Consider the following 23,166-nt stretch of genomic DNA (forward strand, 5'->3'; position numbering starts at 1 on the left):
GCCCGGCCGGCACTTCAGCCGCTTCCAGCACGGCAAGCACGTCGAGCAGTTCGATCGGGTCGCGGATGTCACGGTCGAGTTTGTTGATGAAGCTGACGATCGGCGTGTCACGCAGACGGCAGACGTCCATCAGCGCAATGGTCCGTGGCTCGACACCTTTACCGCCGTCGAGGACCATCAATGCCGAGTCCACCGCCGTCAGGGTGCGGTAGGTATCTTCGGAGAAGTCTTCGTGGCCCGGGGTGTCGAGCAGGTTGATCATGTGTTCACGATACGGGAACTGCATGACCGACGTGGTAATGGAAATACCCCGTTGTTTCTCCATCTCCATCCAGTCGGATGTCGCATGGCGATCGGATTTACGGGATTTCACCGTACCGGCCACTGCAATCGCCTTGCCCATCAACAGGAGCTTTTCGGTGATCGTGGTTTTACCGGCATCGGGGTGGGAAATAATGGCGAAAGTGCGGCGTTTCGCGACTTCGGCGGCCTGGTTGGTCATGGGAAATCGCCTGGCGGTGATTCAAAAAAGGGCCGCGATTATAGCTCAACTCGATGCAATAACCGAACCGTTGAGCACATTAAGGGTGGCCAAATGCTGCCGCAGATGGGAACCTTTTAAAGCACGGAGACGTCCATCCCCTGTTACGAATTTTCGTCAGGGGCTGAAAAATCAGCAAGTTAGCCTGACGAGGCTGCGCTCATGGCTCGCTTTCAGACCGCTTTTTGCCGGTGCTGAGGGAGCTGCTTCTCGCGAACGTTTATTCCCGGCAGCCATGTATGGCATGCCACACGGGAGAGCGTTCGCCGACTACAAAAAAAGGAGTCCGCCTGTGGCTATCCGCTATGGCAAAGGGCTGATGGGAGGTGCGGTGGTGATCGCGCTCCTGGCCCTGCTGGTCCACTGGATCGGCATCAACACGATCGAACACTACCGCGACGATTTGTTGTTTTACCTGCAAGCTCATCTGATTCTCGTCCTCGCTTCAATGCTGGCCGCCCTTGTCGTGGGCATCCCCGCCGGCATCTTCCTCAGTCGCCCGACCATGGTCGGCCGCGCCGAACGCTTCATGCAGATCTTCAACATCGGCAACACCGTGCCTCCGCTGGCCGTGCTTGCGATCGCCCTGGGCGTCCTCGGCATCGGCAGTGGCCCGGCGATCTTCGCTTTGTTCCTCGCTTCGTTGCTGCCGATCGTGCGCAACACCTACGAAGGCCTGAAAAACGTCCAGGGCTCGCTGAAAGAAGCGGCGGTCGGCATCGGCATGACCCCGCGCCAGGTGCTGTGGAAAGTCGAATTGCCCAACGCGGTGCCGATCATTGTCGGTGGCGTGCGCGTGGCTTTGGCAATCAACGTCGGCACCGCGCCACTGGCGTTCCTGATCGGCGCCAACAGCCTCGGCAGCCTGATCTTCCCTGGCATCGCCCTGAACAATCAGCCGCAACTGCTGCTCGGCGCCGCGTGCACCGCGCTGCTGGCCTTGCTGCTCGATGGCGTCGTCACCCTCGCCAGCCGCCTCTGGCTGGAACGCGGTTTGCGCCCGTCTTAAGGCTTTGTGAAGGAATACCTATGAAACGATTGAGCTTGATTCTGGGCTGTATCCTGCTGTTCGCAGGCGTCGCCCAAGCCGCTGAAAAACCGGTTATCCGCCTCGGCGCACGAGTATTTACCGAGCAGACCCTGCTCGCCGAAATCACTGCGCAATACCTGCGCAGCAAAGGCTACGACGCGCAGATCACCGGCGGTCTGGGCAGCAACCTTGCCCGCAGCGCCCACGAAAGTGGACAACTGGACATGCTCTGGGAATACACCGGCGTGTCGCTGGTGGCTTACAACCATGTCACCGAAAAACTCGACAGCGCCCAGTCCTACGCCCGGGTGAAAGAACTCGACGCGAAAAAAGGCCTGATCTGGCTGACGCCGTCGAAATTCAGCAACACCTACGCCCTCGCCCTCCCTAAAAAGGTCGCCGAGGAATATCCGCAGATCAACAACATCAGCCAGTTGAACGAAGTGCTGCGCGCCGAAGCCAAGACCAATCATCTGGTGGCGCTGGATACCGAGTTCGCCAACCGCTCCGACGGCCTGATCGGCATGGTCGATCTCTACGGCATGAACCTGACCCGCAAGAACATCCGCCAGATGGACGCGGGACTGGTTTACACCGCGCTGCGCAACGGCCAGGTGTTCGCCGGTCTGGTCTATACCACCGACGGTCGCCTCAATGCCTTCGGCCTGAAACTGCTGGAAGACGACAAGCACTACTTCCCCGACTACACCGCCGCGCCGGTGGTGCGTCAGGCGTACCTCGACGCACACCCGCAACTGGCCGAGCAACTCAAGCCGCTGGCCGAACTGTTCGATGACGAAACCATGCGCCAACTCAACGCGCGGGTCGACGTCGATCACGAAAGCCCCTCGAAAGTGGCCGCCGATTTCCTGCGCCAGCACCCACTTAACTAAGGAGGAAAAGTCATGGAATTTCTGAACGCCTTTTCCCACCTCGACTGGCAGCAGGTGATGCACCTGACCTGGCAGCACATCACCCTCGTCGGCATCGCCGTAACCCTGGCAATTGTCGTTGGCGTGCCGCTGGGCATTCTGATGACGCGGTTTCCGACCCTCGCCGGCCCTTTGCAGGCCAGCGCTACAGTGCTGCTGACCGTGCCGTCGATTGCCCTGTTCGGGCTGCTGCTGCCGTTCTACTCCAAGTTCGGCCAGGGCCTCGGCCCGATGCCGGCGATCACCGCCGTATTCCTTTATTCATTGCTGCCGATCATGCGCAACACCTACCTCGCCCTCACCGGCGTAGAACCCGGCATCCGTGAAGCCGCACGCGGCATCGGCATGACCTTCGGCCAGCGCCTGCGTATGGTCGAATTGCCGATTGCCGTGCCGGTGATCCTCGCCGGCGTGCGCACCGCCGTGGTGATGAACATCGGCGTGATGACCATCGCCGCGACCATCGGCGCCGGCGGCCTCGGTGTGTTGATCCTCGCTTCCATCAGCCGCAGTGACATGTCGATGCTGATCGTCGGCGCGCTGCTGGTCAGTCTTCTGGCCATTTTCGCTGACCTGTTTCTCCAATGGCTGCAACGCTCGTTGACTCCAAAAGGACTCCTCAAATGATCGAACTTCAAAACCTCAGCAAAACTTTCCAAAGCAACGGCAAAGATGTCAAAGCCGTGGACTCGGTAAGCCTGACCGTCAATGAAGGCGAAATCTGTGTGTTCCTCGGGCCCTCGGGTTGCGGCAAAAGCACCACGCTGAAGATGATCAACCGCCTGATCAAACCGACCTCGGGCAAGATCCTCATCAACGGCGAAGACACCACCGATCTCGACGAAGTGACCCTGCGTCGCAACATCGGTTACGTGATCCAGCAGATCGGTCTGTTCCCGAACATGACCATCGAAGAGAACATCGTCGTCGTGCCGAAACTGCTCGGCTGGGACAAACAGAAATGCCACGACCGCGCCCGCGAATTGATGAGCATGATCAAGCTGGAACCCAAGCAGTATCTGCATCGTTACCCACGCGAACTGTCCGGTGGCCAGCAACAGCGCATCGGCGTGATCCGCGCACTGGCCGCCGACGCACCGCTGTTGCTGATGGACGAGCCGTTCGGTGCGGTCGACCCGATCAACCGCGAGATGATCCAGAACGAATTCTTCGAGATGCAGCGCGCGCTGAACAAGACCGTGATCATGGTCAGCCACGACATCGACGAAGCGATCAAACTCGGCGACAAGATCGCGATCTTCCGCGCCGGCAAACTGCTGCAGATCGATCATCCGGACACGTTGCTCGCGCACCCGGCGGATGACTTTGTCAGCAGCTTCGTCGGTCAGGACAGCACGCTCAAACGTCTGCTGCTCGTGAAAGCGGAAGATGCGGCGGACAACGCGCCATCGGTGAGCCCGGAAACGCCGGTGGCCGATGCGCTGGAGTTGATGGACGAGCACGACCGTCGCTACGTAGTGGTCACCTGTGCCGAAAACAAGGCGCTGGGTTATGTGCGCCGTCGCGACCTGCATCGCCAGACCGGGACATGCGCGCAGTTCCTGCGTGAGTTCAACGCCACGGCGGCGTACGACGAGCATTTGCGCATCCTGCTGTCGCGCATGTACGAATTCAATCGGGCGTGGTTGCCGGTGATGGATGCCGAGCGGGTGTTCCTCGGTGAGGTCACGCAGGAGTCGATTGCGGCTTACTTGAGTTCCGGTCGCTCGCGCGGGATGAAGACCAGTATCGTCTCGCCGGCTGAGACCGTAGTCGCCTGATTAATCGGTAAAAACACAAAACCCTGTGGGAGCGAGCTTGCTCGCGAAAGCGCAATATCAGTCAACAACGAAGTCGACTGTGAAAAAGCCTTCGCGAGCAAGCTCGCTCCCACAGGGTTCGTGTGATTTTTTCTTCATTCGTCATGCGGAAATTAATCTCAACACCGCATAACCGCACAGCCTGTCTAAAACGACCTGCGAAACAGCCAAATTCCCCCTCACACCCGCCCCTCGCCGCCAACGTCGCCGATGTTGCCGCCATCACACTTGCCCACGACTTCGCCGACATAATCCGCGAACGTGCAGGTATTTTTAACACTCCAAAATTCTCGGGGAACATCTGTCCGTCATCTCTGTCGGCTACAAAGAGTGATCAAAGCGACGCACGTCAGAAGCGTGCAAAAACGCGACATTTTTAGTTGATCTCACGCCCCTCACGCCCTAAAGTTCGCGCCGAACGTCCATGCTGGAAACGATCCATCCGGCTCAAGTACTGACGACGAGACAGCAAGGCCAAGGGAAAAGCTGCACCTCCCATGGCCTTTTTGCTTTCGGCGACATGCCTTGGGAAGTAGGCGAACCAAAGTGGGGATACGGAGGACGTTCATTTGCACCCATTGTTAATTTCAGTTTGCCAGTAGGAGCTCCCAGCATGTCGATCAATGTCGAAGACTATTTCGCGCGCGCCACTTTTGACAAAATGAAGGCGTTTGCCGACAAACAGGAAACCCCGTTCGTGGTGATCGACACCGCGATGATCAGCCAGGCGTACGATGACCTGCGCGCCGGTTTCGAATTCGCCAAGGTCTACTACGCGGTCAAGGCCAACCCGGCCGTCGAGATCATCGACCTGCTCAAAGAGAAAGGTTCGAGCTTTGACATCGCCTCGATCTACGAGCTGGATAAAGTGATGGATCGCGGCGTCAGCGCCGACCGTATCAGCTACGGCAACACCATCAAGAAATCCAAGGACATCCGCTACTTCTATGAGAAGGGCGTGCGCCTGTTCTCCACTGACTCCGAAGCCGACCTGCGCAACATCGCCAAGGCCGCACCGGGTTCGAAAGTTTATGTGCGCATCCTCACCGAAGGCTCGACCACGGCTGACTGGCCTCTGTCGCGCAAATTCGGCTGCCAGACCGACATGGCCATGGACCTGCTGATCCTCGCCCGCGATCTGGGCCTGGTGCCTTACGGCATCTCCTTCCACGTTGGCTCGCAACAACGCGACATCAGCGTCTGGGACGCGGCGATCGCCAAGGTCAAAGTGATCTTCGAACGCCTGAAAGAAGAAGACGGTATTCACCTCAAGCTGATCAACATGGGCGGTGGCTTCCCGGCCAACTACATCACCCGCACCAACAGCCTGGAAACCTACGCCGAAGAAATCATCCGTTTCCTGAAGGAAGACTTCGGTGATGACCTGCCGGAAATCATTCTCGAGCCGGGCCGTTCGCTGATTGCCAATGCCGGTATTCTGGTCAGCGAAGTGGTACTGGTTGCACGCAAGTCGCGCACTGCCGTCGAGCGTTGGGTGTATACCGATGTGGGCAAGTTCTCCGGCCTGATCGAAACCATGGACGAAGCGATCAAGTTCCCGATCTGGACCGAGAAGAAAGGCGAGATGGAAGAAGTCGTGATCGCCGGCCCGACCTGCGACAGCGCCGACATCATGTACGAGAACTACAAGTACGGTCTGCCGCTGAACCTGGCGATCGGTGATCGTCTGTACTGGTTGTCGACCGGTGCGTACACCACCAGTTACAGCGCGGTCGAGTTCAATGGCTTTCCGCCGTTGAAGTCGTACTACGTGTAAGAGCAGTTGCGAGTTTCAAGCTGCTAGCTGCAAGTGAAAAGCCCATGACGTGTCATGGGCTTTTTTTACCTGTGTGTTCGGTTTGAAGTTGTTGCGAGCTTGAGACCGAGGCCCCTCACCCCAGCCCTCTCCCAAGGGAGAGGGAGCCGACCGAGGTGTCGCGCGTCATGCATCGACCGGAGAGACCGTGTCGATTATGGATTCCGCAAAGCACTTTCAAGTCGGCGTAACTCTTCAATATCCCCCGGTCAGTCCCCTCTCCCTCCGGGAGAGGGTTAGGGTGAGGGCTTTGCGAATTCAGACGCGCTGCAATTCTGCATATCGAAGCGCGAACTGAGCAGCCATCCCCTGAATCCTGGGATCTGTCGCACCTAGCAGCGCCTGACTCGCCACCCGCAGAAAATTCAGATTGCCGCCCGCCAAAGCTTTCTCAAGCCAATCGACCGCCTGATCAATCCGCCCCTCACCCGCTAAAACTGCAGCGAAACTGAACTGCCCACGAAAATCCCCACCCTCCGCCGAGCACCGATACCACTCACGCGCCGCAACCGAATCCGGCGGGCACACCTGCCCTTCTTCCAGATACCGCCCCAGCAAATTCATCGATTTCGCATGACCGACTTCCGCCGCACGCCGATACAGCGCCAACGCCTGCAGATGATCCACCGCCACTCCGCGCCCGGTCGCCAGCAGGTTGGCAAAGTTGTACATCGCCCAATCCAGCCCGGCCTCCGCCGCAATCCGATAGTGCCGCGCAGCAGTCGCAGCATCTGCCGAACAACCCCAGCCGTGCTCGTGGCAGCGACCAAACATGTTGCGCGCCATCAGATGCCCGCGCCTCGCAGCGATACCGAACCAGCGCAGCGCCAGCGGCTGATCCTGCGCAATGCCCTGCCCGTCGAGCAGGATCTGCCCAAGCAACGCCTGCGCCTCTACTTCGCCCTCACCCGCCGCGAGCAAAATCGCCTGCGCGGCACGGGCCGGGCTTTCTTCGAGCATGGCGCTGAGTTGTTCGCCGCTGAGGACCTCCTCGCGACGTATTTGAAAACTCATACCTCGACCCAGCGACGCAGCAAGTTGTGATAGGTGCCGGTAAGGCGAATCAGCGACGGGTGATCTGGCATGTCCTGGGTAAGTTGCTGAATCGCGCCGTCCATCTCGAACAGCAGCGCGCGCTGACTGTCTTCACGCACCAGACTTTGCGTCCAGAAGAACGACGCATAACGCGCGCCGCGAGTGACCGCGTTGACCTTGTGCAGACTGGTGCCGGGATACAAAACCATATCACCGGCCGGCAATTTCACCTGTTGAGTGCCGTAGGTGTCCTGGATTTCCAGTTCGCCGCCGTCGTAATCCTCAGGCTCGCTGAAGAACAGCGTCGCCGACAAATCAGTACGCACCCGCTCGATGCTGCCCTTGGGCTGGCGCACGGCGTTGTCGATATGGAAGTCGAAGCTGCCGCCGGCCGTGTAACAGTTCACTAACGGCGGGAAGACCTTGTGCGGCAGTGCGGCGGACATGAACAGTGGATTTTTCCACAGCCGCTCAAGCATCGCCGCGCCGATTTCCTTGGCCAGCGGATGGCCTTCGGGCAGTTGCAGATTGTGCTTCGCCTTCGCCGACTGAAAGCCGGCAGTGATCTTGCCATCGGCCCAGTCAGCCTGCTCCAGCGCCTCGCGAATACGCTGCACTTCGTCTTTCGCGAACAATGCGGGGATGTGCAGCAGCATGGCAATGACACCTGATGGCAAAGAGGCGGCAATGGTATTGATTCTTATTGACCGTGTAAAACCCGAGAGACGAATGAACTGGCAAAAACCGTAAGGTTAAATTGTAAAGAATGTAAATTCAGTGCGAATAACAATGTTTCGCAATTGATACGAATACCTGTTTACCCTATATTCCGCCGCCTCAAATCCTTGGGGAGGGGAATAAAAATGGCACGTCTACACGCACAATTACCGGTCAGTTCACCACGTCTGCTCGCCTCTGCAATTGGTGTGGCAATCACCGCCGGCTCCGCTGGCCAGATGGTGTTCGCTGCAGAAAAAACCGACAGTAAAGCCACCGGCAATGCCATCGCCCTGGACGCCACCGCCATCACCGGCGAAGCGCAGGACGCGACGTCCTACCAGGTCGAAAAAGCCTCCTCGCCCAAGTACACCGCGCCGCTGGTCGACACGCCGCGCTCGGTCACCGTTATTCCGCAACAAGTTCTGAAAGATACCGGCGCGCTGAATATGCAGGACGCGCTGCGCACCGTGCCGGGCATCACTTTCGGTGCCGGTGAAGGCGGCAACCCGCAGGGCGACCGTCCATTCATTCGCGGTTTCGACGCGCAGGGCGACACCTACCTCGACGGCGTGCGCGACACCGGTTCGCAAAGTCGCGAAATCTTCGCCGTGGAAAACATTGAAGTCAGCAAGGGCCCGAACTCCGCCATCGGCGGTCGTGGCGCGGCAGGCGGCAGCATCAACCTGGTGAGCAAGAAAGCGCATTTGGGCAACTCGTTCGACGGTGGTTTCACTTGGGGCTCCGACCAGACCCAGCGTTACACCCTCGACGGCAACTACCAGTTCAGCGACACCGCCGCTGGCCGTCTGAACCTGATGAGCCACGAGAGCAATGTCGCCGGTCGCGACAAGGTCGATTACGACCGTTGGGGTATCGCCCCATCCCTGGCGTTTGGTCTGGGCACCGACACCCGCGTCAACCTCGATTACTACCACCTCGAAAGCAACGACACCCCGGATTCAGGCATCCCTTACACCATTCCGACCGGTGGCTCCGCTGCACGCACCAAGTCCAATCCGGACAAACCTTACGCTGGCGGTGACCACAGCAATTTCTACGGCCTGGATCGCGACTTCCGCAAGGGCCGCACCGACACCGCGACCTTCGCCATCGAGCATGACCTGAGCGACTCGTTGACGATCAAGAACACCCTGCGTCACGGCACCAGCATGCAGGATTACATCCTCACCCAGCCGGACGACAGCAAAGGCAACGTCAACAACGGCAGCGTCTGGCGTCGTGCCAACACTCGGGTGAGCAACACCGAGACCACCACCAACCAGACTGACCTGTTCGGCAACTTCTACGTCGCCGGCTTCAAGAACAGCTTCTCCACTGGCGTTGAATACACCCGTGAAGAAAGCCAGAAGTCTTCGTACAACGTCAACGTCGATACCACGCCGCGCACACCGGGTAACTCCAGCACCAACTGCACGCCGTCGATGATCGGCGCGTCGAGCGGCTACAACTGCACCTCGCTGTCGAACCCGAACCCGAACGATCCGTGGAACGGCGCGATCTCGCGCAATTACGCTGGCACCGACACCCAGGCCAACACCTATGCACTGTATGTGTTCGACACCCTGGAGCTGAACGAGCAGTGGCTGGTGAACATGGGTCTGCGTTACGACCACTTCGACACCGACTACAAGAGCTACAACGCCGCTGGCACCACCACGTCCAAGGGTAATGACACCAGCGAATTCGTCACCGGTCAGTTCGGCGTCGTCTACAAGCCTGCGGAAAACGGCAGCATCTACGCCTCCTACGCCACCTCGGCCACGCCACCGGGCAACACCCTGGGCGAAGGTCAGGAAGGCAACCCGTTGGGCGGCACCCCGGATCGCAGCGGCAATCTGCTGAGCAGCGACCTGGAACCGGAAACCACCAAGAACTATGAAATCGGCACCAAGTGGGATCTGCTCAACGATCGCCTGTCGCTGACCGCTGACATCTTCCGCACCGAGAAAGAAAACGCTCGTGTGCAAGTCGACACCACCTCGTACGAAAACGCCGGCAAGACCCGCGTGCAAGGTATCGAGCTGTCGGCCAGCGGCAAGATCACCGACAAGTGGCAAGTGTTCGCCGGTTACGCCTTCATGGACAGCGAACAAGTCGATGGCGGTCCACTGGGCCGGGCCAACGATGGCAACGAGCTGCCTAACACGCCGAAAAACAGCGCCAGCCTGTGGACCACTTATCAGGTCACGCCGAAGCTGACGATCGGTGGCGGTGCGTTCTACGTCGACGACGTGTACGGCAGCGTGGCCAACACCACCATGGTCGACTCGTACGTTCGCTACGACGCGATGGCCGCGTACAAGCTGACCAAGAACGTCGACCTGCAACTCAACGTGCAAAACCTGACCAACGAAACCTACTACGACAAAGCCTTCTCGACCCACTTCGCCAACCAGGCGGCGGGGCGTACGGCGCTGTTGAGCACCAATTTCCACTTCTGATCCTGTAGGAGCTGCGGCACGCTGCGATCTGTTGATCTGGCTTTTGATTCTGAAAAAAAATCAAAAGATCGCAGCCTTCGGCAGCGCCTACAAAAACAGTCGGCCCCGTTCATTCAATTGAACGGGGCTTTTGTGCGTAATAAAGAACGCTTCTCGATAACCCACGGCATAATGCGCGCCGTGAAGACAATTTTCGAACGGACGGCGAGTGACGTGTTGAAGAAAACCCTGTTCCAGTTGCACTGGTTTTTTGGCATCACCGCAGGCCTGGTGCTGGCGTTGATGGGCATCACCGGCGCGGCCTATTCGTTTCAGGACGAGATCCTGCGGGCGCTGAATCCCTCCGTCCTGCAGGTGGAAAAACAGGTCGCTGGCGTCCTGCCGCCGGTCGAACTGGTCGAGCGCATCGAAGCCACGTCCGGCAAAAAGGTCTCGATGCTCTGGGTCGAAACCGACAGCGGCAGCGCGGCGAAAGTCTTCTTCACCCCGCCCAAGGGTGAACGTCGCGGCGAGATGCGCTATTTCGATCCGTACACCGCCGAGTTCATGGGTGATGCCGTCGGCCAGGATTTCTTCGGCCTGATGCTGCAGTTGCACCGCTTCCTCGCCATGGGCGATACCGGCCGCAACATCACTGGCGCCTGCACCCTGATCCTGCTGTTCTTCTGCCTCTCCGGTCTGTACTTGCGCTGGCCGCGTCAGTGGAACAGCTGGCGCGTCTGGCTGACGCTGGACTGGAAGAAAAAGGGCCGTGCTTTCAATTGGGATCTGCATTCGGTGGCCGGCACCTGGTGCCTGTTGGTCTATCTGCTGTTGGCGCTGACCGGGTTGTCGTGGTCGTACGAGTGGTACAACAAAGGCCTGACCAAACTGCTTTCCGATGCACCGCAAAACGAGCGCGTGCGCGGCGGTCGTGGCCCGGCGCCAGAAGGCCCGGCACCGACCGCCGATTACGCGGCGATGTGGAGCAGCATCTACAGCGCTGCCGGCCCGGGTCTGGCCGCGTACAACATCCGCATGCCGGCCGTCGCTGGCCAACCGGCAACCGTGTTCTATCTGCTCGACAGCTCGCCGCATGATCGCGCCCTGAATCAAATCACCCTCGACCCGGCCACCGGCATCGTCAAACGCGTCGACCGCTACGCCGACAAGAGCTTCAAGGCGCAACTGCTGACCAGCATTTATGCGCTGCACGTCGGCAGTTATTTCGGACTTGTCGGGCGGATTATCATTACCGTCGCGGCGGTGTGCATGCCGCTGTTTTTCATTACCGGATGGCTGCTGTACCTCGATCGCCGGCGCAAGAAAAAACAGATCAAGGATGCGCGTAAAGGGCTGGATCAACCGGTTGGCGATGCCTCGGTCTGGCTGATCGGATTTGCCAGCCAGAGCGGGTTTGCCGAGCAATTGGCGTGGCAGACCGCCGGGCAATTGCAGGCCGCCGGACTGCCGGTGAAAGTGCAGCCGCTGGCCAATGTCAGCGAACAGGATTTGCGTGAATCGAACAACGCGCTGTTTGTGGTCAGCACGTTTGGTGACGGCGAAGCGCCGGACAGCGCCCGTGGTTTCGAGCGCAAAGTCTTGAGCAAAGCCTCGACACTCGACAGCTTGAACTACTCGGTGCTCGGCCTCGGCGATCGTCAATATCAGCACTTCTGTGGTTTCGCCAAACGCCTGCATCAGTGGTTGAGCGAGCACGGCGGCAAGACCCTTTTCGCGCCGGTGGAGGTCGACAGTGGCGATCCGTACGCGCTGCGCCATTGGCAAACTCAACTCGGCCTGCTCACCGGGCAAGCCCCCGTGGATACCTGGCAAGCGCCGAGCTACGACAACTGGACGCTGACCCGCCGCGAACTGATGAACCCGGACAGCAGCGGTTCACCGGTTTATCTGTTAGGCCTGAGCGCGCCAAACACCAGCAGCTGGCTGGCCGGTGATCTGGTCGAAATACTGCCGCGCAACTGCCCGTGGGTCATCGAACATTTCCTCGACGGCCTCGGCATTCGTGGCGAGACCACGGTGAAAATCAACGGCCTTGATGAGCCGCTGGAAGTGGCACTGGCTTCGCGTCAGTTGCCCGAGCACCGCGCGCATCTGGTTGGTTTGCATGCGCAATCGTTGGTCGATGCGATGGTGCCGCTGGCCATGCGCGAATACTCGATCGCCTCGATTGCCGCCGACGGCGTGCTGGAGCTGATCGTGCGTCAGGAACAGCACGCCGATGGCAGCCTGGGTATCGGTTCCGGCTGGTTGACTGAGCACGCACCAGTGGGCGGAAGTATCAGTTTGCGGGTTCGACGCAACAGCGGGTTCCACCTGCCGAACGAACCGCTGCCGATGATTCTGCTGGGCAACGGCACTGGTCTCGCCGGGTTGCGCAGCTTGCTCAAGGCGCGGATTGCCGATGGCCAACAGCGCCAGTGGTTGCTGTTTGGCGAGCGCAATCGCGAGCACGACTTCCTCTGCCGCTCGGAGCTGGAAGAGTGGTTGATCAATGGTGATCTGGAACGGCTGGATCTGGCGTTTTCGCGCGATCAGGTCGAGAAGGTTTATGTGCAGGATCGCTTGCGTGAGTCGGCGGGTGAGTTGAAAAAATGGCTGGCGGACGGTGCGGTGATTTACATCTGCGGCAGCCTTCAGGGGATGGCCTCAGGCGTTGATCAAGTGCTTAACGACATCCTCGGTGCCGCCGAAGTCGAACGCCTGATTGAGCAGGGCCGCTATCGGCGTGATGTCTATTAAGAGCCCCTCACCCTAGCCCTCTCCCAGAGGGAGAGGGGACTGATTGGGGGGATGCTTGAGAAGTACGCCGACCTGAACGTGCTTCACCGAATCCAGAATCGAGAGAGGGTTTTGTACCTGATCTCATAATCGACTCGATCTTTCAGGTCGACGTACCTCTTCAGACACCTCCGTCGGCCCCCTCTCCCTCCGGGAGAGGGCTGGGGTGAGGGTCTGCCCTTGATCTTTAAGCGGGCTGCAATTTTTTCTCAAAAACCGCCACCCCATTCAAATCCCGCAACACCACACTCATCTCCCCACTCCCCCCTTCAATATTCACCTCGCCAAAAAACTGAAACCCGGCAAACGGCGACGCGTTCTGCACCGGCGGCGCCTTCTCGAACACCACCTCCGGCCCAAAGGTTTTATCCAGCGGATTAGGCCCGAAACTCCCGGCGTTCAACGGCCCGGCGACAAACTCCCAGAACGGTTCGAAATCCTGAAACGCCGCACGATCCGGGTGATAGTGATGCGCCGCACAGTAATGCACGTCGGCAGTCAGAAAGACAAAATTGCGCACCTGTTGCGCGCGCAGGTAGCCGAGCAATTCAGCAACTTCCAGCTCGCGTCCCTGCGCCGGGCCCGGATCACCGTTAGCCACCGCTTCCCAACGCGCGACACCCGGACTGACCTCGCCATCCGGCACGCCCAGACCAATCGGCATGTCAGCGGCGATGACCTTCCACTGGGCTTTGGATTTCTTCAAACCGCGCTTGAGCCAGTCCAGTTGCTCACGCCCCAGAAACGCTTTCGCCGCGCCGAGGTTGTCGTCATTGGCGCCGCGATAGCTGCGCATGTCGAGCACGAACACATCGAGCATCGGCCCGTAACTGAGCTTGCGATAAATCCGCCCGCCGCCGTCGGCAGCCTGCAAACGCATCGGCGAGTATTCCAGCCACGCCTTGCGTGCGCGCCCGACCAGGGTGTGGATATCTTTTTCCTGATAGCGCTCATCGAGCTGCTTGCCCGGCGACCAGTTGTTGACCACTTCATGGTCGTCCCACTGCCAGATCTGCGGCACTTCGGCGTTGAAGCGGCGGATGTTTTCGTCCATCAGGTTGTAGCGGTAGTTGCCGCGATAGTCGTCGAGGGTCTGCGCGACTTTGCTCTTGGCTTCGGTAGTGAGGTTGCGCCACACCCGACCGTTTTCGGTGGCCAGTTGAGCGGGCACCGGGCCGTCAGCGTAGATGGTGTCGCCGCTGTGGATAAAGAAGTCCGGCAGGCGCAGGCGCATGGCTTCGTAGATGCGCATGCCGCCGATGTCCGGGTTGATGCCGAAGCCCTGGCCGACGGTGTCGCCGCTCCAGACGAAACGAATATTGCGCCGCGCCGTCGGTGCACTGCGCAAGTGACCCAGCCACGGCTCGCTGGCGACGCCGGTGCGGGCATCCTTGAAATACACGCGATAGAAAATCGCCTGATCGGCCGGCAACCCGGTGAGCTCAACGCGGGCGGTGAAATCTGTGCGCGCATCGGCCAGCGCCGAGACCACCCGGCGCGGATGGCGAAACTGGCTGCGGGTGTCCCACTCGACCACCATATGCGCGGGGCGATCGCTGCGGCTCCAGATCATCGCGCGGTCGCCCTGCAGGTCGCCGGACTGCACGCCATCGGTCAGTTGCGGCCGGTCCTTGACCGAGGCAATCACCGCCGGCGCCAGGCCTGGCATCAGCAATCCGGCGCCGACAACCTGCACGACACGCCGGCGACCGGGGTTGAAATCGCTCATGGTGTTCTCCCTGAAAAAAGGAAAACTTAAGCACGCCTATATGAACTCGCCATGACACCACTAACCATTGTGGGAGCGAGCCTGCTCGCGAAAGCGGTGTGCCAGTCAACATAAATGTCGCTGGCAGATTGCATTCGCGAGCAGGCTCGCTCCCACAGGGGATTTGTGTTGTCAGTCAGGCCTTCGCCGGTTCCAGCGCTAGCTCGACAGCCTCAGGACGCTTGACCGTCGCATAGACCACAGCCGTCAACAAACTCCCCGCGACAATCGCCAGCAGATACAACAACGCATGATTGATCGCATTCGGAATCGCCAACACAAACAAACCACCGTGTGGCGCCATCAGTTTGCAGCCGAAATACATCGACAAAGCGCCAGTCAACGCACCACCGGCAATGCTCGCCGGAATCACCCGCAACGGGTCTTTCGCAGCAAACGGAATCGCCCCTTCGGAGATAAAGCACAGGCCCAGCACCAGCGCCGCTTTGCCCGCCTCGCGCTCAGTCTGAGCGAACTTGCGCCGCGCTATAAACGTGGCGATGCCCAGGCCAATCGGCGGCACCATGCCCGCCGCCATCGTCGCGGCCATCGGTGCATAACTCTGCGACGCCAGCAGCCCCACCGAAAACGCATACGCCGCTTTGTTGATCGGCCCACCGAGGTCGACGCACATCATGCCGCCGAGCAGCACGCCAAGTAGAATTGCGTTGGTAGTACCCATGCTGTCGAGGAAATGCGTGAGCGCCCCGAGCATGCCGGCGACCGGTTTGCCAACCACGTAAATCATCACCAGTCCGGTAAACAGACTGGCGAACAACGGGATGATCAGAATCGGTTTCAGCGCTTCGAGGCTCTGCGGCAGAGCGACATAACGGCTGATAGCTTTCGCCGCATAACCGGCGATAAACCCGGCGACGATGCCACCGATAAACCCCGCGCCCAACGTACTCGCGAGCAAACCACCGATCATCCCCGGCGCCAGGCCCGGACGGTCGGCGATCGAATACGCGATGTAACCGGCCAGCAGCGGCACCATCAACTTGAACGCGGTCTCGCCGCCGATCTGCATCAGCGCAGCGGCCAGCGTGCCTTCTTCCTTGAACGCGGTGATGCCGAACACAAACGACAGCGCAATCATCAAACCGCCCGCCACGACCATTGGCAGCATGAACGACACGCCGGTCAGCAGGTGTTTGTAGACGCCGGTTTTCTCCTGCTTGGCCGGGACCTTGCCGTCGCTCGCAGCGCTTTCCACTGCGCCTTCGGCCAAGGCTTTTTTCAGTGTGGCTTCGGACTGCTTCAAGGCAATCCCGGTGCCGCAACGATAGATTTTCTTGCCGGCGAAACGCTCGGTGGCGACTTCGATGTCCGCCGCCAGCAACACCACGTCCGCGTCGGCAATCGCCGCTGCGCTCAACGGGGTTTTCGCGCCCACCGAGCCTTGGGTTTCGACCTGCAGTTCGTAACCCAGACGCTTGGCGGTCTGCTGCAGGGCTTCGGCCGCCATGAAGGTATGGGCGACACCGGTCGGGCATGCGGTGATGGCGACGAGGCGTGGCGCACGCGGCGCATCAGCCACCGGGTCAGCAGCGCCGACGACGTAAACTTCAGCCTCTTCAGCACCACGACGCAGCACCGCTTCGACATCCTGCAGCGCCTGCGCCGGGGCAATCTGGAAAACCCGTTTGCCGACGAACCGCGTCATGTCGACCGCGCCGGTGGCGACCAGCAAAACCCACTCCGCCGCTTCGATTGTCGCTGCCGACAACTCGCGTTCCGGGTGCGCGGCATCGACCACTTCAACACTGGTGCTCCAGCCCTGACGCTGCGCCGCCGCATCGAGCAATCGCGCGCACAGCACACTGGTGACCATGCCGTTCGGGCAAGCCGTAACAATGGCTAATTTCATGAAAAACCCTCTTATTGTTCTGTCAGGGGGCGAACGCGCACGCCCTGTTCGAGCTGCGCCAGTTGCGCGGTGTCGTTGATGCCGAAACCGATCTGGGTCACCGCCATCGCGGCAATCGCGGTGGCGGTGCGCAGGGTTTGTTCAGGCGTGTCGGCACTGAGCAAACCGTGGAGCATGCCGGCCAGCAACGAATCACCGGCACCGACGGTGCTGGCGACGCTGACCTTCGGTGGCGTGGCGTGCAGTGCCGAACCGACGCTGAACCAGTTCACGCCATCAGCACCGTGAGAAATCACCACGTGCTCGATACCTTGGGCATGCAAACTCGCCGCTGCTTGCGCTTCCGCCGCGTGAGAAACCACTTCGCAACCGAGCGCGTCGGCGAGTTCTTCAGTGTTCGGTTTAATCAGCCATGGACTGGCTTTCAAAGCTTCGCGCAATGCTGCGCCGCTGCTGTCGAGAGCGACTTTCAGGCCAAGTTGATTGAGCATTTCGATCAATTCACGCAACCACTGCGCGGTCACACCACGCGGCAAACTGCCGGCAACCACCACGGCGTCATGACCCGGCGCAATCTGCACCAGACGCTCCAGCAACGCCTGCTGCGCGGCGGCATCGACCACCGGCCCCGGGCCGTTGATGTCGGTGATGCGGCCACTTTGCTCAGCCACTTTGATGTTGCTGCGCGTCTCGCCAGGCACACGGATAAACGCGTCGATGAAACCGCGCTTGGCGAACAGGGTTTCGAACGCTTGCAGATTGTCTTCGCCGAGAAAGCCGCTGACCGTCAATTGATGACCAAGGTCGGCCAGCACTTGCGCGACGTTCACGCCTTTGCCGGCGGCATGGGTATGCATCTCGTCGCTGCGATTGACCTGACCGGCTTCCAGACGTGGCAGCTCGACAGTGAGGTCGAGCGCCGGGTTGAGGGTCAGGGTAAGAATCTTGGCCATTACAGGGCCTCCACTAATGCGCGCACTTCGTTCGCGCTGCCCACGGCCAGGGCATGTTGAGCAAGGGTTTGCGCCTGAGTCAGGCTGAGTTCGCGGATGCGTGCCTTGACTTCAGCAATGCTGCGCCCGGACACGCTGAGCTCATCGACCCCGAGGCCAACCAGCACCGGCACCGCCAGCGGATCCGCCGCCAGCTCACCGCAGACGCCGACCCATTTGCCATGGGCATGCGCGGCGCGCACGGTGATGTCGATCAGTTGCAGCACCGCCGGGTGCAAGCCATCAGCCTGCGCCGACAGGGTCGGGTGACCACGGTCGATGGCCAGGGTGTATTGGGTCAGGTCGTTGGTGCCGACGCTGAAGAAGTCGACTTCCTTGGCCAATACCGGCGCGAGTAACGCGGCGGACGGCACTTCGATCATGATCCCCAGTTGCAGATCGGCGACCGGGATTTCCAGCCGTAGACGTTCGGTCATGTCGCGGGCCTGACGCCACTCTTCGACGCTGCCGACCATCGGGAACATGATCCGCAACGGACGGTTATCCGCCGAACGCAGCAACGCGCGCAATTGCGCTTCCATGATCTGTGGGCGCTGCAAGGTCAAGCGAATGCCACGCACGCCGAGGAACGGGTTTTCTTCCTTGGCGATCGGCCAATACGGCAGCGGTTTGTCGCCGCCGACGTCAAGGGTGCGGACCACCAGCGGACGCCCGGCGAGGCCATCGAGAACGCGGCGGTATTCGGCTTCCTGCGTCGCCTCGTCCGGCGCTTGCGGATGGGCCATGAAAATCAGTTCGGTGCGCAGCAGACCGATGCCTTCGGCGCCCTGCTCCACCGCGCTGATCACGCCAGCGCTTTCGCCGATGTTGGCGAACACTTCAACGGCGTGGCCGTCGGTGGTGTGTGCCGGTTGATGACGTTGCTCAGCGGCAATCTTCAGGCGTTGCTCGCGGGTGTCGCGTTCTTCGGTTGCACGTTGCAGGGTCGCAGCATCGGCGTCGACGTGCAGGCGACCGCGTTGACCGTCGAGCAATAACGGCGTGCCCGGTTTTAGCAGCAGCACCGCTGCGCCAGCGCCAACCAGCGCCGGGATGCCAAGGGCACGCGCGACGATTGCACTGTGCGCGGTGGCGCCACCGCGTGCGGTGAGAATCCCCGCGACACGCGCCGGGTCCAGACGCGCGACGTCGGACGGGCCGACCTCGTCCATCACCAGAATGTACGGTTGCTCAGGCTCGCTCGGGGTTTGCACGCCACACAGTTGCGCCAGCACGCGACGCCCAACGTCACGCAGGTCCGCCGCGCGTTCGGCGAGCAACGCGTCTTGTAGCGATTCCTGTTGTTTGGCCGCCGCTTCGATCACCGCCATCCACGCCGCTTCGGCGCTTTCGCCTTGTTTGAGGCGGGTGTCGACTTCGTCGGTGAGTTCCGGGTCGTCGAGCATTTCCTGATGGGTGATGAAGATCTCGCGGATGGCTTTGGCTTTACTGCGCTCAATCAGGCCCTGGATGTCGCTGCGCACGTCGCTGAGCGCTTGCTTGAGACGTTCGCGTTCAACGGCGGCGGACTCGCCCCGCAACGGGTAATCAATGGTTTGTTGCACCTGAATATGCGCAGGCCCAATGGCAATGCCCGGAGCCGCGGGGATCGCTTGCAACTGGGCGCCTGAGGCCGGGGCGACGACCACTTCAGCGATGTCGGCGATGATTTCGCGCTGCTGGCTCACGGCGGGCAACGGCTCGACTTCTTCGCCGAGGCCTTCTTCGATGGCGGCGAGTAGTGCGGGCAAGGCATCGGCGGCGATGCTCGGTTCAGCGATCAGCTCAAGCACTTGACCACGACGAGCACCGAGGCTGAGCAGTTTGCTCAGACTTTTAACCGACACGGCGCTGTCCTGACCGTCAACGATGCGCACGCGAATTTCGCCATCAAAACTCTTCGCCAACTGCGCGAGGATCTTCGCTGGCCGCGCGTGCAAGCCGTGGGCGTTGGCCAGCGCAATGCGAGCGCTCGGCCAATCGGCGGGCAATTCACCGCCGAGCACTTCGAGAACTTTGCGACTGCTGGTAGCGCGGCCCAGTTCATGGCCACGACCTTCGATCAGCAACGCACACAGGCGTTCAAGCAACGCTTGATGCGCTTCGCCAAGACTGGCCAGGCAGAACAGACCGCTGAGCGGCTGGCCGAGGTAGCGCATCGGTTTGTCCGGTGTGACGAACGCCAGGCCTGGACGCTTCACCGTTTGTTCGCTGTGCAACCACCACAACCCGTCGCCCAGCGGCAGCGCTTCGACCTGTTGCAGCACCGCCGAGAAACCGTTGCTCACACAATCGGCCTGACGCAGCAGACGCGCGCCTCGCCAGACCAGCTCTTCGAAATCATCGGCCGATACACCGAGGCCAATCATCTGCGCATCGAGTGCCAACTCTTGCGGCGCGCCTTGCAGCAGTTTCAGCAGCGCTTCGGGGGAGCTGGCGCGACGCAGGGCCTGGCCCAGATCGGTCTCGCCGAGGGCACGGGTCAGCAGTTGCAACAGGCGCAGGTGTTCGTCGGATTTGGCGGCGATACCGATCGCCAGATAAACGATCTGGCCATCGCCCCAATCCACGCCTTCCGGGAACTGCATCAGACGCACGCCGGTGGCGAATACCTGATCGCGGGTTTCCGGAGTGCCGTGGGGAATGGCAATACCTTGACCGAGAAAGGTCGAGCCCTGGGCTTCCCGTGCCTGCAATCCAGCGAGGTAACCGTCGGCAACCAGACCATCGGCCACCAGGTGATTGGCGAGCAGTTGCAGGGCAGCGGGTTTATCCACAGCCGATTGGCCCATGGATATCTGCTCTATAGTGAGCTCGAGCATGCGATCTCCTTTTTGGCGCTTTATGAGTGCCAGGTATTGTTTTGGATGGTTGCAGCTTAGGCGCTCTGCCGCTTTGCTTTTCGGCGGCAGTTTTGGCGGTTTCACGGCAGTACCGGCCAAAGGCGTCTAAAACGTAGAAAATACGCTTGCTGAAACGTTTAATCTAGATTGATCGGCACGTTACTCGATAATGTCCCATCCTTGAAGTCCAACTTGTCGGATGCGCTGCGACAATAGTCGCCTGCCCTAATCGGGTAGGATTGGCGAAAATGTGGCGGCAAGCTCGAAAAAACAAGGAAATACCGGGTTGAAACTCAGTGATATCGCGCGGTTGGCCGGAGTGTCCGTGACCACCGCCAGCTACGTCATCAACGGCAAGGCCGAACAGCAACGCATCAGCACCGCGACCGTCGAGCGGGTGCGAGCGGTGGTCGACCTGCACGGCTTCACGCCAAACCCTCAAGCGGCCGGGCTGCGCAGTCGGCACACGCGCACGCTGGGCTTTATTCTGCCGGATCTGGAAAACCCCAGTTACGCGCGGATCGCCAAGCTGCTCGAGCAAGGTGCGCGGGCACGCGGTTATCAGTTGCTGATCGCCAGCTCCGACGATGCGCCAGACAGCGAGCGGCAACTGCTGCAATTGTTCCGCGCGCGTCGCTGTGATGCGCTGATCGTCGCCAGTTGCCTGCCGGCCGGCGATGACAGCTATCGGCAGTTGCAGGCCAAAGGTCTGCCGATCATTGCCATCGACCGGGTCATGGAGCCGGAGCATTTTTGCTCGGTGATCAGTGACGACCGCGAAGCCAGCCTGCACCTGACCCAGAGTCTGCTCGATCCGCAACCCAAGCAGATCGTCCTGCTCGGTGCGCGCCCGGAATTGAGCATCAGTCAGGAACGTGCCGCCGGTTTCAAACAGGCACTGGTCGATTTCAAAGGCGAAGTGCTGGTCGAACACGCCGAGTCCTTCAGCCGCGAATGCGGCAAGCAATTGATGGAAGAACTCCTGCAACGTCTGGGGCATTTGCCTGATGCGTTGGTGACCACTTCCTACGTGCTGTTGCAGGGCGTATTCGATGCGCTGCATGACTTTCCGCTGAAATCTCGCCCGCTGCGCCTCGGCACCTTCGGCGATACGCAATTGCTGGATTTTCTGCCACTGCCGGTCAACGCCATGGCCCAGCAGCACCAGTTGATCGCCGACAAGGCGCTGGAACTGGCGCTGGCGGCGGTCGAGCAGTCGGAATACAAGCCCGGCGTGCAGGCCATTGCCCGGACCTTCAAGCAGCGTATTCACCGGGACTGAACCGTGGAGCTGATCGACAGCCACACCCACCTCGACTTCCCCGACTTCGACGCCGACCGCCCGGCGTTGCTCGCCGAATGCCGCGCCCTCGGGGTGCGGCGGATGGTGGTGTTGGGTGTCCATGAGGGCAATTGGCAGCGGGTGTGGGATCTGGTGCAGAGCGATGTCGATTTGTACGCGGCATTCGGCCTGCATCCGGTGTATCTCGATCAGCATCGCCCCGAAGATTTGTCGGCTTTGGGTGACTGGCTGACCCGGCTGCGTGGTCATCGGCAGTTGTGTGCGGTGGGCGAGATCGGTCTGGATTACTTCATTGAATCACTCGACCGCGAGCGGCAGCAGGCGCTGTTCGACGCGCAGCTGCAATTGGCGGCTGACTTCGAATTACCGGCATTAATCCACGCTCGCCGCAGTCATGCGGCGGTGATCGCGACGCTCAAGCGCTTCAAGCTCAAACGCGCGGGGATCATCCACGCCTTTGCCGGCAGCCGTGAAGAAGCGCGGGAGTACATCAAACTGGGTTTCAAACTGGGCCTGGGCGGCGCACCGACCTGGCCGCAAGCGTTGCGCATGCATCGGGTATTGGCGGAACTACCGCTAGAGTCGATTGTGCTGGAAACCGATTCGCCGGACATGGCACCTGTCATGTTTCCCGGTCAGCGCAACAGTCCGGCGCACTTGCCGGCGATTTGTGAGGCGTTGGCCGGTTTGATGAATATCCGTCCACAACAATTGGCCACGGCCAGTACCGCCAACAGCTGCGAGATATTCGGCTGGTAATCAGTCGGCGTGCGCCTTGGCGGCCTCCAGAATCAGCGTCAGGTGTTGACGCTGACGCGCGTAACGGACGACCACGAAGTACACGAAGATGGTGATCAGTGAAGCGTTCAGTTGTTCGGTGACGCTAAGCAGGCCCACCCATTCCATCACCAACGCCACCAGCAGCGCGGTGCACACCGTCACCGAAGCGCTGAAACGCAGCAGCGCCAGTGAATCGAGGGACTTGAAGCGTCTGATCTGTTGCGGGCAACGCAGCTCCAGCGCTTGCTGGCAATGTTCGCAGGTGAACGGTTCATTGATCGAGATGGCATTGAGTTGCCACGGTTTGAGCAGCTGCGTGGTCCGGCAATGAGCACAACGGCCCTGAACTCCCAGAGTTGCGGCAGACATGAGCGGCCTCCTCTACGCGAACGATGAGCATGGATACTGGCTCATTAATGGGGAAATGCCAGAGCCTGGAGAGAAACAGGATTGGGCTTACGGGCCGAAGTGAA

Annotated in this window: 17 protein-coding genes; 9 read left to right on the top strand and 8 right to left on the bottom strand. The window is 60.4% G+C overall.

All coding sequences use genetic code 11. The annotated features are described in order from the left end of the window. Positions 1–502: GTP-binding protein (locus ACIF4X_RS22850; protein ID WP_397483835.1), on the bottom strand; the 502-nt coding region annotated here is incomplete at its 3' end. 358 nt (positions 503–860) lie between these two features. Here ACIF4X_RS22850 and ACIF4X_RS22855 point away from each other — a divergent pair. From ACIF4X_RS22855 to ACIF4X_RS22875, 5 genes are all read left to right on the top strand, one after another. Further along, positions 861–1,550: an ABC transporter permease gene (locus ACIF4X_RS22855; RefSeq protein ID WP_169844036.1), complete on the top strand. Its 690-nt coding sequence runs from the start codon at positions 861–863 to the stop codon at positions 1,548–1,550. A 20-nt stretch (positions 1,551–1,570) separates the two neighbouring features. After that, positions 1,571–2,464, top strand: coding sequence for a glycine betaine ABC transporter substrate-binding protein (locus ACIF4X_RS22860; protein ID WP_397483836.1), 894 nt, complete (start codon positions 1,571–1,573; stop codon positions 2,462–2,464). 12 nt (positions 2,465–2,476) lie between these two features. Next, entirely contained in the window at positions 2,477–3,130 is a 654-nt protein-coding gene (locus ACIF4X_RS22865) for an ABC transporter permease (protein ID WP_007915307.1), read from the top strand. After that, positions 3,127–4,284, top strand: coding sequence for a betaine/proline/choline family ABC transporter ATP-binding protein (locus ACIF4X_RS22870; protein ID WP_397483837.1), 1,158 nt, complete (start codon positions 3,127–3,129; stop codon positions 4,282–4,284). The genes ACIF4X_RS22865 and ACIF4X_RS22870 overlap by 4 nt, the downstream gene beginning before the upstream one ends. 652 nt (positions 4,285–4,936) lie before the next feature. Continuing rightward, entirely contained in the window at positions 4,937–6,100 is a 1,164-nt protein-coding gene (locus ACIF4X_RS22875) for a type III PLP-dependent enzyme (protein ID WP_053117055.1), read from the top strand. A 297-nt stretch (positions 6,101–6,397) separates the two neighbouring features. Here ACIF4X_RS22875 and ACIF4X_RS22880 read toward each other — a convergent pair whose 3' ends face one another. Together ACIF4X_RS22880 and ACIF4X_RS22885 are read right to left on the bottom strand one after the other, a co-directional pair. Then, positions 6,398–7,153, bottom strand: a complete 756-nt coding sequence (locus ACIF4X_RS22880) for a tetratricopeptide repeat protein (RefSeq protein WP_397483838.1) — start codon at positions 7,151–7,153, stop codon at positions 6,398–6,400. Next, positions 7,150–7,830 carry a Fe2+-dependent dioxygenase gene (locus ACIF4X_RS22885; protein WP_397483839.1) on the bottom strand — a complete coding sequence of 227 codons (681 nt, stop codon included), beginning with the start codon at positions 7,828–7,830 and terminating at the stop codon, positions 7,150–7,152. Before ACIF4X_RS22885 ends, ACIF4X_RS22880 begins: the two co-directional genes overlap by 4 nt. Before the next feature lie 207 nt (positions 7,831–8,037). Here ACIF4X_RS22885 and ACIF4X_RS22890 point away from each other — a divergent pair, with 207 nt between their 5' ends. Together ACIF4X_RS22890 and ACIF4X_RS22895 are read left to right on the top strand one after the other, a co-directional pair. Further along, positions 8,038–10,356, top strand: coding sequence for a TonB-dependent receptor (locus ACIF4X_RS22890; RefSeq protein ID WP_397483840.1), 2,319 nt, complete (start codon positions 8,038–8,040; stop codon positions 10,354–10,356). Between the two features lie 213 nt (positions 10,357–10,569). After that, entirely contained in the window at positions 10,570–13,098 is a 2,529-nt protein-coding gene (locus tag ACIF4X_RS22895; protein WP_397483854.1) for a PepSY domain-containing protein, read from the top strand. A gap of 226 nt (positions 13,099–13,324) precedes the next feature. Here the strand turns inward: ACIF4X_RS22895 and ACIF4X_RS22900 are convergent, their stop codons facing one another. The 4 genes from ACIF4X_RS22900 to ptsP all read right to left on the bottom strand — a co-directional run bounded on the left by ACIF4X_RS22900 (position 13,325) and on the right by ptsP (position 20,589). Further along, entirely contained in the window at positions 13,325–14,866 is a 1,542-nt protein-coding gene (locus ACIF4X_RS22900; RefSeq protein WP_397483841.1) for an alkaline phosphatase D family protein, read from the bottom strand. Positions 14,867–15,041: 175 nt separating this feature from the next. Beyond that, entirely contained in the window at positions 15,042–16,775 is a 1,734-nt protein-coding gene (locus ACIF4X_RS22905) for a PTS fructose-like transporter subunit IIB (protein WP_397483842.1), read from the bottom strand. Between the two features lie 11 nt (positions 16,776–16,786). Then, a complete protein-coding gene (pfkB, locus tag ACIF4X_RS22910) occupies positions 16,787–17,728 on the bottom strand; it encodes a 1-phosphofructokinase (protein ID WP_397483843.1) in 942 nt (313 codons plus the stop codon). Then, positions 17,728–20,589 carry a phosphoenolpyruvate--protein phosphotransferase gene (ptsP, locus tag ACIF4X_RS22915; RefSeq protein ID WP_397483844.1) on the bottom strand — a complete coding sequence of 954 codons (2,862 nt, stop codon included), beginning with the start codon at positions 20,587–20,589 and terminating at the stop codon, positions 17,728–17,730. Before ptsP ends, pfkB begins: the two co-directional genes overlap by 1 nt. Positions 20,590–20,896: 307 nt before the next feature. Between ptsP and cra the strand changes: the two genes are divergently transcribed. Further along, positions 20,897–21,892, top strand: a complete 996-nt coding sequence (gene cra, locus ACIF4X_RS22920) for a catabolite repressor/activator (protein ID WP_122853483.1) — start codon at positions 20,897–20,899, stop codon at positions 21,890–21,892. Positions 21,893–21,895: 3 nt separating this feature from the next. Then, positions 21,896–22,672 (top strand): TatD family hydrolase, encoded by a 777-nt coding sequence (locus ACIF4X_RS22925; RefSeq protein ID WP_397483845.1) that lies wholly within the window; start codon positions 21,896–21,898, stop codon positions 22,670–22,672. Here the strand turns inward: ACIF4X_RS22925 and ACIF4X_RS22930 are convergent, their stop codons facing one another. Then, positions 22,673–23,062, bottom strand: coding sequence for a hypothetical protein (locus ACIF4X_RS22930; RefSeq protein ID WP_397483846.1), 390 nt, complete (start codon positions 23,060–23,062; stop codon positions 22,673–22,675). Positions 23,063–23,166 lie beyond the last annotated feature (104 nt).

This window comes from Pseudomonas sp. NPDC085632, assembly GCF_044541255.1.
Lineage (GTDB): Bacteria > Pseudomonadota > Gammaproteobacteria > Pseudomonadales > Pseudomonadaceae > Aquipseudomonas.

Bases quoted from the DNA above. Each gene is read 5' to 3' on its own strand.
- ptsP (WP_397483844.1), bottom strand. From the start codon at position 20,589: ATGCTCGAGCTCACTATAGAGCAGATATCCATGGGCCAATCGGCTGTG.
- ACIF4X_RS22860 (WP_397483836.1), top strand. From the start codon at position 1,571: ATGAAACGATTGAGCTTGATTCTGGGCTGTATCCTGCTGTTCGCAGGC.
- ACIF4X_RS22865 (WP_007915307.1), top strand. From the start codon at position 2,477: ATGGAATTTCTGAACGCCTTTTCCCACCTCGACTGGCAGCAGGTGATG.
- ACIF4X_RS22870 (WP_397483837.1), top strand. From the start codon at position 3,127: ATGATCGAACTTCAAAACCTCAGCAAAACTTTCCAAAGCAACGGCAAA.
- ACIF4X_RS22885 (WP_397483839.1), bottom strand. From the start codon at position 7,830: ATGCTGCTGCACATCCCCGCATTGTTCGCGAAAGACGAAGTGCAGCGT.
- ACIF4X_RS22905 (WP_397483842.1), bottom strand. From the start codon at position 16,775: ATGAAATTAGCCATTGTTACGGCTTGCCCGAACGGCATGGTCACCAGT.
- ACIF4X_RS22890 (WP_397483840.1), top strand. From the start codon at position 8,038: ATGGCACGTCTACACGCACAATTACCGGTCAGTTCACCACGTCTGCTC.
- ACIF4X_RS22880 (WP_397483838.1), bottom strand. From the start codon at position 7,153: ATGAGTTTTCAAATACGTCGCGAGGAGGTCCTCAGCGGCGAACAACTC.
- ACIF4X_RS22930 (WP_397483846.1), bottom strand. From the start codon at position 23,062: ATGTCTGCCGCAACTCTGGGAGTTCAGGGCCGTTGTGCTCATTGCCGG.
- ACIF4X_RS22855 (WP_169844036.1), top strand. From the start codon at position 861: ATGGGAGGTGCGGTGGTGATCGCGCTCCTGGCCCTGCTGGTCCACTGG.
- ACIF4X_RS22875 (WP_053117055.1), top strand. From the start codon at position 4,937: ATGTCGATCAATGTCGAAGACTATTTCGCGCGCGCCACTTTTGACAAA.
- pfkB (WP_397483843.1), bottom strand. From the start codon at position 17,728: ATGGCCAAGATTCTTACCCTGACCCTCAACCCGGCGCTCGACCTCACT.
- ACIF4X_RS22900 (WP_397483841.1), bottom strand. From the start codon at position 14,866: ATGAGCGATTTCAACCCCGGTCGCCGGCGTGTCGTGCAGGTTGTCGGC.